The sequence below is a fragment of the Quadrisphaera sp. DVD1 genome, from assembly GCF_058932755.1.
Window position 1 is genome coordinate 1 of sequence record NZ_JBZYWI010000102.1, and the last position, 11398, is coordinate 11398.

Consider the following 11398-nt stretch of genomic DNA (forward strand, 5'->3'; position numbering starts at 1 on the left):
GCGGCGGCGGTCACCGGCGCCGGGTCGGCCGCCCCGGGCCGGGAGGCGGTCGCCTCGACGGGGATCGCCGCAGCGGGGGTCGCCGCAGCGGGGGTCGCCGCAGCAGGGGTCACCACCGGGGAGGAGGCGGCGCTCGCCCTCTGGGCGTGCCTGCGCCGCCGACCCAGCGTCGGCCCTGCTGTCATCGACCTGCTCACCCTCGTCGTCGGACGTCCACGGACCTCGCCGCCGGCGCGCCGCAGCGGACCAGCGCGTCCACGGGCACGTCCTGGCCGGCACGCCCGCACCGGCACAGCGGCAGACGTACCCGGGCCCGGGCGCGCTCAACCCCGCGCGCTCCTGGAAGGGACAACACCGCGGAGCGGCGAAGGCATCCCGCGGGCGGTCCCGGCCTCGCCGGAGCGCCCCGGCGGCCCGGCGCGGCTAGCGTGGTAGCGCCGCTCAGCTGGAGGAGGTGCGTCGTCCGACCCTCCTCGCTGCGCGCCGCCGCGGCCTGCCTCGCCCTGGTGGCCGCAGCCAGCGCCTGCACCGGCCCCTCCGCGTCGCCGGTCCGCCCGCAGCAGCCGCCGCGGGCGGTGGTGCTGCTGCCCGGCGCGGACGGCGGGCAGCTGGCGGCGGCGACGAGCGAGCTGCTCCTCGCCACCAGCCCCGAGGTCGTCGTGGCGGCCCCCTCGGACGCCGCCGCGCTCGCGCGGGCCGCCGACGCCGGCCGCGAGCGCGGCGTCCCGGTGCTCGTGGCCGGGGACGCCGCGGCCGCCGAGGTGGAGCGGCTCGGCGCCGAGCAGGTGAGCACCGTCGGGGACGGGGCGGCGGCGTGGGCGCGGGAGCGGTACTCCTCCGGCGAGCCGCGCACGAGCGCCCTGCCCGCCGAGGACGAGGCCGAGGACGAGGCCGCCGACGACCCCTCCCCCGCGGCCACGGGCCCGGCGTCGGGGACCCTGGTGCTGAGCACCGGTGATCCGGCCCAGGCCGCCGCCGCGGCGACCGCGCGGGCCGCCGGGGCGCAGGTGCGCGTGCTCCCCGGCGGCGACCCGCGCGCCGACGCCGCCCTGGTCACCGACCTCGCCGAGGACCCGCCGTCGCACGTGGTCGCCCTGGGCGACGCCTTCGGCTCCGCTGAGCTGCTCACCGCGCGCCTGGCCACCGCGCGCACCGGCGTGCAGGTGCCCGGCGGAGGCCAGCTGCCCCTCGCCGGGCGGCGGCTGGTCGCGCTGTACGGCCACCCCGGCAGCGCCGCGCTGGGCGCGCTCGGCCAGCAGGACGCCGACGCCGCCGTCGCGCGGGTGCAGGAGGTCGCCGCGCAGTACGACGGGCTCGGCGGGCTGCCCGCCGTCCCCGCGATGGAGGTCATCGCCACGGTCGCCTCGTCGGCCCCCGGCGCCGACGGGGACTACTCCAGCGAGGCGTCGCTGGAGCGGCTGCGCCCGTGGGTCGACGCCGCCGAGGCGGCCGGGGTCGCCGTCGTGCTCGACCTGCAGTGCGGGCGGGCGGACTGCCTGGACCAGGCCCGCCGGTACACCGAGCTGCTGCAGCGCCCGCACGTCGGCCTGGCGCTGGACCCGGAGTGGCGGCTGCGCGACGACCAGCGGCCCCTGGAGCAGATCGGCTCGATGGACGTCGAGGAGGTCAACCGCGTGGCCGGCTGGCTCGCGGAGCTGACGCGCGAGGGCGAGCTGCCGCAGAAGGTCTTCCTCGTGCACCAGTTCCGCCGGTCCATGATCGTCGGCCGGGAGCGGCTGGACACCGGCCACGACGAGCTGGCCGTCGTCCTGCACGCCGACGGCCACGGCAGCCCCGACCTCAAGCAGGGCACGTGGCAGGCGCTGCTCGCCGACGCCCCGCCCGGCGTGGCGTGGGGGTGGAAGAACTTCTACCGCCAGGACGACCCGATGCTCACGCCGGAGCAGACCGCGGCCGTGCAGCCGTCGCCGGCCTTCGTCTCCTACCAGTGAGGGACGCCGGCGCTCAGCTCATCGCCGGCGCCTCGGGCAGGGCCGAGGGCGGTGGGGCGCTCGCCCGGCGGCGCCGCGGGGTCAGCCGCACGTCCGGCAGCGGCGGGGCGGGGATGCGCTGGGCGCCGTGGCCGGGCACGGTGCCGAAGCGGGTCTGACCGCGGGCCTCCCAGTCCTGGCGGGCGCGGACGACGTCCTCGTGGCTGCGGCCGACGAAGTTCCACCACATGACGAGGTCCTCGCCGAAGGGCTCCCCGCCGAGCAGCAGGAGCCGGGCCCCGTCGGCGGACGCCAGCGGGAGCTCGGCGCGGCCGGCGGGGAGGAAGAGCAGGTCGGCGCGCAGGTCGACGCCGTCCGCGCGGGCGCCGCCCTCCAGGAGCAGGACGGCGTGCTCGAAGTCCTCCCGCAGCGGCAGGACCACCTGCGCGCCGGCGTCCACGACGACGTCCGCGCCGAGCAGGGGCGTGTGCACCGCCGCCGGCGAGCGCGCGCCGTCCACCGCACCGACGATCACCGTCGCCCGGGCGCCGGGCACCTCGTGGACCGGCAGGGCGCGGTGCTGCTCGAAGCCCGCCGGGCCGTCGGCGAGGCCGGCCGGCAGCGCCACCCACAGCTGCAGGGCGTGCAGGAGCGGTGCCTGACCCACCGACAGCTCGGAGTGGGAGATCCCGTGCCCGCTCGTCATGAGGTTGAGCTCGCCGGGGCGCAGGAGGACGTCGGTGCCGAGGCTGTCGCGGTGGCGCACCTCCCCCACCAGCGGCCAGGTGACCGTCTGCAGCGCCGTGTGCGGGTGGGGCAGCACCCGCATGTCCACGCGCTCGGGCCCGATCCGGTCGAGGAAGCACCAGGCCCCGACCATCGGCAGCGCCCGCTGCGGCAGCCACCGCGTCACGCTCATCCCGCGCACGCCCCCGAGGGGGACGTCGCGACCGGACAGCAGCTGGGTCCCGGGGACAGGGGCGTCGTCCACGCTCCTCACCGTAGGCCCGGGCCGGGACCTCCGGCGGGCTTGCCCCTCACGCGGCGGGAGGCGGCACAGTCGTCGTCATGACCGCACCGCACGACGTCGACCCCGGGCTCGACCGGGCGCTCACCGTCGGCCAGCTCGCCGCGCTCGTCGGCACGACGGTGCGCACGCTGCACCACTACGACGAGATCGGCCTCGTGACGCCGAGCCGGCGCACCGCCGCCGGCTACCGGCTGTACGCGCCGGACGACGTGGCGCGCCTGCAGCACGTCGTCGTCTACCGGCGGCTGGGGTTCTCCCTCGAGGAGGCCGCCGCCGTGCTCGACGACCCCGCCGCGGACGTCGTCGCGCACCTGCGGCGCCAGCGCGCCGCGGTCACCGCCCGCCTGGACGAGCTCGCCGAGCTCGTCACCGCACTGGACCGAGCACTGGAGGCAGAGATGAGCGGCACGCAGCTGACGCCGGCCGAGCAGCGGGAGCTGTTCGGCGACGGCTTCTCCGAGGACTACGCCGCCGAGGCGCAGGAGCGCTGGGGCGACACCGCCGCGTGGGCGCAGTCCTCGGCCCGCACCAGCCGGTACACGAAGGCCGACTGGGTCGAGGTGAAGGCGGAGTCCGAGGCGGTCACCGCGGCGTTCGTCGCCGCCCTGGACGCCGGCCTGCCCGCGACGAGCGAGGCGGCGATGGACGCCGCCGAGGCGGCGCGGGAGCAGATCTCCCGGCGCTTCTACGACCTCACGCCCGAGTTCCACCGCCACCTCGGCGACCTCTACGTCACCGACCCGCGGTTCACGAAGACCTACGACGACGTCAGGCCGGGGCTGGCGCAGTACGTGCGCGACGCCATCCACGCCAACGCCGACCGCCAGGCGGCCAGCGGCGCGTGAGGGGGGCGGGGCGAAGATGCCGGGGTGAGCAGCGTCCGCCAGTTCTTCACCCTGCACCCCCCGCAGCGCGACCACGTCCCCGCGACGCGGATCGCCGTCTCGGTGGCCGTGCCGCTCGTGGCGCTCGTGCTGCTCGGCCGGGTCGACCTGACCATCTACGCCTCGTTCGGCGCCTTCACCTCCATCTACGCCCGCCACGAGCCGCTGGGCGCGCGGATGCTCCACCAGGCGCAGGCCGGGGCGGTGCTCGTGGCCTGCGTCGTCCTCGGCGCGCTCCTGTCCGGGGCCGCCGAGGCGGCGGTGCTGGGGGTGACGGCCCTGGTGGCCGGGCTCGGCGCGGTCGCCGCGGCGTTCTGGACGCTCAAGCCCGCCGGGTCGCTGTTCTTCGTCTTCACCGTGGGGGCGGTCGGGTCGCTGCCGGCGGCGGCGCCGGTGGGCGAGGCCGCGCTCGTGGCGGCCGGCTCGGCGGCGTTCTCGCTGCTGCTCGGGTGGGCCGGGCAGTACGTCGGGGAGGGGCGGACCGGTCCGGTGGCCGCCGTGCCCGCCCACCACGGCCTCACCGCCGGCCAGCTGTGGGCGCACGGCGCGCGGTTCCTCGTCGCGACGGCGGCGGCCGGAGCGCTGGGGATGGCCAGCGGCCTCTCCCACGCCTACTGGGCCATGGTCGCGGCCGCCGCGCCGATCGCGGCGCCGGACCTCAGCGCGCGCCTGCAGCGCGGCGTGCACCGCATGGTCGGCACCCTGGCCGGGGTCGGCGTCACGGCGTTCGTGCTCTCGCTGCCCCTGCGGCAGTGGCACGTCGTGGCGCTCGTCATCGCGTTCCAGTTCCTCGCCGAGCTGTTCATCGGCCGCAACTACTCCGTGGCGCTGCTGTTCATCACGCCGCTGGCGCTGCTCATGAGCCAGCTCGCCCACCGGGTGGACCCCGACGAGCTGCTGCAGGCGCGGGCGGTGGAGACGGTGATCGGCGCGGTCTGCGGCCTCGCCGTCGTCTACCTCTCCCGCAGCCGCGAGGAGCGGTCGAGCTCCCCGGCCTGAAGGGCGCTCCACGCCGCGAGGACGAGGTCGGCGCACGCCTCGAGCGGCAGCACCGTGGTGTCGAGCTGGAGGTGGTAGAGCGTCGGGTCGTCGGCGCTGCGGCCGTAGAGCCGGCGGACGTAGGCGTCGCGCGCGGGGTCCACCTGCGCCAGGCGCCGCCGGGCGGTGGGCTCGTCGGTGCCCTCGATCCGGGCGGCCTGCGCCACCCGCGCCTCAGCCGGGCCGTAGAGCCGCACCCGCAGGACGTCGGGCTCGGTCAGCAGCGCGCACGCCCCGGCCCGGCCGAGCACGACGGCGCCGCCGCTGCGGACGGCGGCGCGCAGCTCGGCCTCCATGCCGCGGCGGATCTCGGGCTCCTCGCCGCCCTCCAGGAAGGCGCCGAGCTGCGGCTCCGCCAGCGGGGCCAGGCTCAGCAGGAACCTGCCCCAGCCCGAGGGCGGTGGCGGCCCGCCGGCCTCCACGTCCTGCGCCGGCAGGTGCAGGCGCTCGGCCACGGTGGAGGTGATCGCGCGGTCGACGAACGACCAGCCCAGTCGCTCGGCGACCTGCGGTGCGACGGCGCTGCCGCCGGCCCCGTAGGCGGCCGAGACCGTGATGCCCGGCATCGTCAGGAGCCGTTCAGCTCGTGACGTTCTCGGCGCTGCCCATCGCGCCGCCCGCGCGGTCGTCGCCGTCCTCGCCCTGGTTCGGCGGGGTGGGCGCCGACGCGCTGCCCGGGGCCTCGACGCCCTGGTCGCTGTCGGCCGCGGCCTGCGCCGCCTGGCGGTTGGTGTCCTCGCTCATGCCGGTCACCTACCCGAGGCGCCGCCGTCCACACCGCGGCATAGCGTGGCGCCGGTGACCACAGCGAGGCAGGCCCACCCGGCGTCCGGACACGAGGGGGCTCCCTGGTGGACGCGCGCGGTCGTCTACCAGGTGTGGCCGCGCTCGTTCGCGGACTCGAACGGCGACGGCGTCGGCGACCTGCGCGGCATCACGAGCAGGCTCGACCACCTCGTCGACCTCGGCGTGGACGTCGTGTGGCTCTCCCCGGTCTACCGCTCCCCGCAGGACGACGCCGGCTACGACATCAGCGACTACACCGACGTCGACCCGAGCCTGGGCACCCTGGCCGACCTCGACGAGCTCATCGAGGCGCTGCACGCCCGCGGCATGAAGCTCGTCATGGACCTCGTGGTCAACCACACGAGCGACGAGCACCCGTGGTTCGTGGAGTCCCGCTCGAGCAAGGACTCGCCCAAGCGCGACTGGTACTGGTGGCGCGGGCCGCGCGAGGGGATGGAGGCCGGTGCGCCGGGCGCCGAGCCGACGAACTGGCGCTCGTTCTTCTCCGGCCCCACCTGGGAGCTCGACGAGGCCAGCGGCGAGTACTACCTGCACCTGTTCTCCCGCAAGCAGCCCGACCTCAACTGGGAGAACCCCGAGGTCCGGCACGCGGTCTACGCGATGATGCGGTGGTGGCTCGACCGCGGGGTCGACGGCTTCCGCATGGACGTCATCAACTTCATCTCCAAGGACGTCGACCTCGAGGGCGCGCTGGCCGACGGGCCGGTGCTGGAGGGCCCCTCGTCCGGCGCTGCGCTCGGCGACGGCTCGGCGTCCTACGTCTCGGGCCCGCGGATCCACGAGTTCCTCGCCGAGATGCACGAGCAGGTCTTCGCCGGGCGACCCGAGGCGCTCCTCACCGTCGGGGAGATGCCCGGGGTCACCGTCGAGGACGCCGCCCTGTTCACCGACCCGGCCCGCCGCGAGGTCGACATGGTCTTCCAGTTCGAGCACGTGGGGCTGGACCAGGCAGGCAGCAAGTGGCAGCGGATGCCGTTCGACCTGCGGGCCCTGAAGGCGAGCTTCGGGCGCTGGCAGGCGGGCCTGGCCAGCACCGGCTGGAACAGCCTCTACTGGAACAACCACGACCAGCCGCGGATCGTCTCGCGCTGGGGCGACGACGGCGAGCACCGCGTGCGGTCGGCGACCTGCCTGGCCACGCTGCTGCACCTGCACCGCGGGACGCCGTACGTCTACCAGGGCGAGGAGCTGGGGATGGCGAACTTCCCCTTCACCTCCGCCGACGAGCTGCGCGACATCGAGTCGCTCAACCACCTGCGCGAGCAGGTCGCGCTCGGCCGCGACGAGGCGGAGGTGCTCGCCGAGATCGCCTGGGTCAGCCGCGACAACGCCCGCACCCCCGTGCAGTGGGACGCCGGCCCCGCGGCCGGGTTCACCACCGGCGAGCCGTGGATCGCCGTCAACCCCGACGCCGACCAGGTCAACGCCGCCGCCCAGCGCGACGACGAGACCTCGGTGCTCGCGCACTACCGGCGGCTCGTCGCCCTGCGCCACGACCTGCCCGTGGTCGCCCTCGGCGACTTCACGATGCTCGTGCCCGAGCACGAGCAGCTGTACGCCTTCACCCGCCGCTTCGACTCCTCCGCGGGGCCCGACGAGCTGCTCGTGGTCTGCAACGTCAGCGGCGAGCAGCTCGACCTCGCCGAGGCGCTCCCCCAGGCGCTCGACGCCCGCGAGGTGGTGCTGACCAACGCCCCGGCGCACCTCGGGCAGCGCGACCCCGCGCTGCTGCCGGCCGTGCTCGGGCCGTGGGAGGCGCGCGTGCTGCGGATGCCCGCCCGGGTCTGAGCCTCAGCCCAGCGGTGGGAAGGGGAAGACGGCGCCCGGCGGGTCCTCCCCCACCCGGCCGTCGACCGCCTCGCGGATCAGGTCGGCGTGCCCGGTGTGGCGGGCGTACTCCTCGATGGTGTCCGCGAGCATCCGGCGCAGGCTCGGGCGCTCGGGGACGTCGTCGGGCATCCACGCCATCCGCCGGTCCAGGCCGCCGTCGGCGAGCGCCTCGGCGGTCGCTGCGCGGGCCTTGACGACGGCGTCGTGCCAGAGCCGGTAGAGGTCCTCGGGCGCGTCGTCGGCCGCTGAGCGCCACGGCCACTCCGGGTCGGCGTCCCAGTCGACGGCGTCCCACGGCGCCGCCGGCGGGCGGCCGTGCAGCACCGTGGAGAACTTCAGCTCCTCCAGCCACGCGAGGTGCTTGAGCAGCCCGCCGAGGGTGAGCGACGACGCGCCGACCGTGGTGGCCAGCCCCTCGGCGTCCAGGCCGCCGGCCTTCCACGCGAAGGTCGCTCGCTGGCGCTCGAGGGAGCCCAGCAGCGTGGCGGTCTCGCCGCCGGCGGCGGGCGGCTCGATGCGGTCCTGGGCGTCCGGGGCGCTCACGCCGGGGACGCTAGGGGCGGGCCCGGAGGCGCGTCAACGACGGGTCGCGGCTCAGTCGGAGGGCTCGACGGGCTCGGGGTGGTCGACCGGGGCGGTGGGGTCCGGGTCGTCCATGGGGTCGTGGCTGGGCACCCGGTCCGGCCCGTGGGGCGGGTCGTCGGGCTGGGGCGGCGGGGTCGTCGTCACACGCAGCAGCATGGTGTCGGCACCGCCGTTGCGCCCGACGACGGTGAAGCCGCACCGCTCGTACAGGCGCCGGGCGGGGTTGCCGTCCTCCACGCTCAGGCTCAGCGCCGGCAGACCGCGACGCCGGGCCTGCTCGACCACCGCGGCCAGCAGCGCGGTGCCGACGCCACGGCCGCGGGAGCCGGCGTCGACGGTGAGGCTGATCTCCGGGACCCCGGGGCTGACGAACCCGTAGCCGGGGTCGTCCGCGGGCAGGTGCACCGCCCACACCACGCCGACCGCGCGACCGTCGTCCTCGGCGACGACGCCGAAGCCGCCCGGCCCGGGGAAGGCCGTGACGTAGTGCGCGAGGTGCGGCTGCGCGTCGACGTCCTCGAGCGAGATCCCCGCGCCGCCCCACGTCACGTTGACCCAGGTCGCCCAGCGCAGCAGGGGGCGGTCGTCCGCGGTGGCGGGGCGCAGCTGCATGCGGCGAGGCTACGGACGTCGTCAGGCCGAGGCGCGGACCACGAGCGTGGTGGGGAGCACGACCTCGGCCTGCGACGCCGCGCCGCCGAGGCGCTCGACGAGCAGCCGCACCATCGTGCGCGCCAGGTCGGCCACCGGCTGGCGGACCGTCGTCAGCGGCGGGCTGGCGTGCTCGGCGAGGGGGACGTCGTCGAAGCCGACGACGGCGACGTCCTCGGGCACCGCGCGGCCGGCCGCCCGCAGGGCCTGCAGCGCACCCAGGGCCATGAGGTCGTTGGCGGCGAAGACCGCGTCGAGGTCGGGCTCGCGGGCCAGCAGGTCGGCCATCGCCCGCGCTCCGGAGGCGGCCGTGAAGTCGCCGTAGGCCACGAGGTCGAGCGGGCGGCTCGCCGCGCGCATCGCCGCGCGGAACCCGGCCAGCCGGTCGACGGCGGCCGTCATGTCCGGTGGGCCGGCGATCGTCGCGACCGACCGGCGGCCGGCGTCCAGCAGCCGCGCCGTCGCCGCCTGCGCACCGCCGGCGTTGTCGACGTCCACGACCCCGACCGCGGCGGTGCCCCCGGCGAGGCGGCCGAGGCTGACCAGCGGCACGCCGGAGCGGGCGAGCTCGGCGGGCAGCGGGTCGCTCTCGTGCACCGAGAGCAGGAGGACGCCGTCGACGTGGCTGCGCACGTACTCGGCCGCGCCGGAGCCGTGCTGGTCGGCGGGCGCCATGAGCACCACGGGCTGCACCCCGGTGGGCATGAGGGCCTGGCTCAGCGAGACGACCATGCTGGAGAGGTAGGGGTCGACCACGCCGAACTCCGCCGGCTCGCGCAGCAGCAGCGCCACCGAGTCGCTGCGCCGCGTCACGAGGCTGCGAGCGGCGCGGTTGGGCACGAAGCCGAGCTGCGCCACGGCGTCCTGGACGGCGGCGCGCAGGTCCGGCGCCACGCGGGCGTCTCCGTTGACCACGCGGGAGGCGGTGGCCCGCGACACCCCGGCGAGGGCGGCCACGGTCTCCAGGGTCGGCGGACCGGCGCGCCGCCCGTCCGCTCCCGTGCCGGCCACCGGTCCTCCTCCGCTCGTCCTCCTCGCAGTATGGGAGCCCGACGGCCGGTGGTTCCACAGAGATCGCTCTCCCGCTCGCGCGGTCCTCCGCAGCCAGCAGCCGACGAGGCGCGAGAGAGCGCTCTCCCGAAACCGTTGACACGGTCACGGTGAGCCACGCAGCATGACGCCCGACGATGGCGTCGGAGCGACAGGAGCAGTGCCGTGGATGCAGGAACGACCACCCCCGGGATCACGCGGCGGGGGGTGCTCCTGGCCGCCGCGGGCATCGCCGCCGTGGGTGCCGCGCCCCTGGGAACCGGGACGGCGCACGCGGCGAGCGGCGCCCCGTGGGACGCGTGGCTGGGCACCGGCAAGGGCGTGCTGGGCGAGAGCGAGTCGGTCCGGCGGGCCTACGAGTTCGTGCGGGTGATGACCGACGCCTACCCCGCGGCCAACGGCACCGGGCCGCGGCTGGCGCAGAGCTACTCCGACGAGAACGGGCTGTTCAGCACCGCGTTCGTCTACGACAACGCCCTGGCGATCTGCGCGGCGCTCACCGCGGGCAAGGCCGGTCAGCCGGTGGCGCGTGCGCTCGGCGACGGGCTGCTGTTCGCGCTGGCCAACGACCCCGACCACAGCGACGGCCGCCTGCGCCAGGCCTACAACGTCGGGCCGTACACCTTCTACGACGGCAACCGGCAGCCCGACGGCCTCGTCCGCGGTGACGGGAAGGCCAACGTCGGCTGGCAGTTCGGCTTCCTCGGCACCGCCGTCGGCGACATGGCCTGGCCGGGCATCGCCCTCGTGCAGCTGCACGAGCACACCCGCGACCGCCGCTACCTCGACGGCGCGCTGCGGATCGCCACCTGGATCGTCACGAACACGCGCTCGGAGATCGGGCTGGGCGGGTTCTCCTTCGGCGTCGACGCCGGCAACCGCCCCGTGCCGAACAAGTCGACCGAGCACAACATCGACTGCACGAGCTTCTTCACCCAGCTCGCCGCCGCCACCGGCGACCGGGCGTGGCTCGAGCAGGCCGCGCACGCCCGCTCCTTCCTCGAGCGCGTGTGGGACCCGAACCGGCGCCTCTTCTACACCGGCAGCAACGACGGCGTGACGATCAACCCGAGCCCCCTGCCGCTGGACCCGCAGACCTGGGGCTGGATGGCCCTGCGCGACCGCCGCATCTCCGGCGCCCTCGACTGGGCGGCGAAGAACCTCTCCACCACCGACGTCGGCGGGCAGGGCAGCAGCCAGCTCCCGGCCGGCGTCCGGGTCTCCGGCGTCACCTTCAGCGACGTCAGCCTGCGGTCCACCGCCTCGTACAACGACCGCCAGGTGCATGCCAAGGGCGTGTGGCTGGAGGGCACCGGCCAGCTCGCCGCGGCCCTGCACGACCGGAACGGCAACGGCGGGATCGACGCCGTGGGCGCGAGGGTCGCGCTGGCGCAGATCCGGATCGTGCAGTCCCTCGTCGGGCAGGGGCAGCACGTCGGCGGTCAGCTGCTGCCGGAGAGGTCCGGGGTCGTGGCGGCGTCGAGCCTCATCGACACCGGGTTCGGGTTCGGCTACTTCCAGTCCCAGCACGTCGGGGCCACGGCCTGGTACCTCATGGCCGCGGCGAAGGCGAACCCGCTGCAGGCGCGCGG

11 protein-coding genes are annotated in these 11398 nt (G+C 76.2%); 5 read left to right on the top strand and 6 right to left on the bottom strand.

All coding sequences use genetic code 11. The features are described 5' to 3' along the window. The first annotated feature begins 506 nt into the window (after nt 1-506). The gene (locus tag AC5FZL_RS11840) at nt 507-1952 is read left to right on the top strand and encodes a hypothetical protein (RefSeq protein WP_493618849.1); all 1446 of its coding nucleotides are present in this window, start codon (nt 507-509) and stop codon (nt 1950-1952) included. A gap of 13 nt (nt 1953-1965) precedes the next feature. On the opposite strand, the gene AC5FZL_RS11845 is transcribed toward AC5FZL_RS11840, so the two are convergent. Next, on the bottom strand, nt 1966-2922 hold the full coding sequence (locus tag AC5FZL_RS11845; RefSeq protein ID WP_493618851.1) for a pirin family protein: 957 nt from the start codon (nt 2920-2922) through the stop codon (nt 1966-1968). Between the two features lie 77 nt (nt 2923-2999). On the opposite strand from AC5FZL_RS11845, the gene AC5FZL_RS11850 reads away from it, so the two are divergent. Then, on the top strand, nt 3000-3806 hold the full coding sequence (locus tag AC5FZL_RS11850; RefSeq protein ID WP_493618853.1) for a MerR family transcriptional regulator: 807 nt from the start codon (nt 3000-3002) through the stop codon (nt 3804-3806). A gap of 24 nt (nt 3807-3830) precedes the next feature. Continuing rightward, on the top strand, nt 3831-4844 hold the full coding sequence (locus tag AC5FZL_RS11855) for an FUSC family protein (protein WP_493618855.1): 1014 nt from the start codon (nt 3831-3833) through the stop codon (nt 4842-4844). On the opposite strand, the gene AC5FZL_RS11860 is transcribed toward AC5FZL_RS11855, so the two are convergent. Both AC5FZL_RS11860 and AC5FZL_RS11865 read right to left on the bottom strand, forming a co-directional pair. Continuing rightward, a complete protein-coding gene (locus AC5FZL_RS11860) occupies nt 4799-5449 on the bottom strand; it encodes a cytidylate kinase-like family protein (RefSeq protein WP_493618857.1) in 651 nt (216 codons plus the stop codon). The genes AC5FZL_RS11855 and AC5FZL_RS11860 overlap by 46 nt on opposite strands. A 13-nt stretch (nt 5450-5462) precedes the next feature. Beyond that, nucleotides 5463-5627: a hypothetical protein gene (locus tag AC5FZL_RS11865; RefSeq protein ID WP_493618859.1), complete on the bottom strand. Its 165-nt coding sequence runs from the start codon at nt 5625-5627 to the stop codon at nt 5463-5465. Between the two features lie 54 nt (nt 5628-5681). Here AC5FZL_RS11865 and AC5FZL_RS11870 point away from each other — a divergent pair, with 54 nt between their 5' ends. Then, entirely contained in the window at nt 5682-7478 is a 1797-nt protein-coding gene (locus tag AC5FZL_RS11870) for a glycoside hydrolase family 13 protein (protein ID WP_493618860.1), read from the top strand. 3 nt (nt 7479-7481) lie between these two features. Here AC5FZL_RS11870 and AC5FZL_RS11875 read toward each other — a convergent pair whose 3' ends face one another. From AC5FZL_RS11875 to AC5FZL_RS11885, 3 genes are read right to left on the bottom strand one after another with little or no spacing between them, the layout of a single operon-like run. Beyond that, entirely contained in the window at nt 7482-8063 is a 582-nt protein-coding gene (locus tag AC5FZL_RS11875) for a mycothiol transferase (protein ID WP_493618862.1), read from the bottom strand. 51 nt (nt 8064-8114) lie between these two features. Next, nucleotides 8115-8717 (bottom strand): GNAT family N-acetyltransferase, encoded by a 603-nt coding sequence (locus AC5FZL_RS11880; protein ID WP_493618864.1) that lies wholly within the window; start codon nt 8715-8717, stop codon nt 8115-8117. A gap of 21 nt (nt 8718-8738) precedes the next feature. Beyond that, nucleotides 8739-9767, bottom strand: a complete 1029-nt coding sequence (locus AC5FZL_RS11885; RefSeq protein WP_493618866.1) for a LacI family DNA-binding transcriptional regulator — start codon at nt 9765-9767, stop codon at nt 8739-8741. A 204-nt stretch (nt 9768-9971) separates the two neighbouring features. On the opposite strand from AC5FZL_RS11885, the gene AC5FZL_RS11890 reads away from it, so the two are divergent. Continuing rightward, on the top strand, nt 9972-11398 hold a 1427-nt coding region (locus tag AC5FZL_RS11890), incomplete at its 3' end, for a Tat pathway signal sequence domain protein (protein ID WP_493618868.1).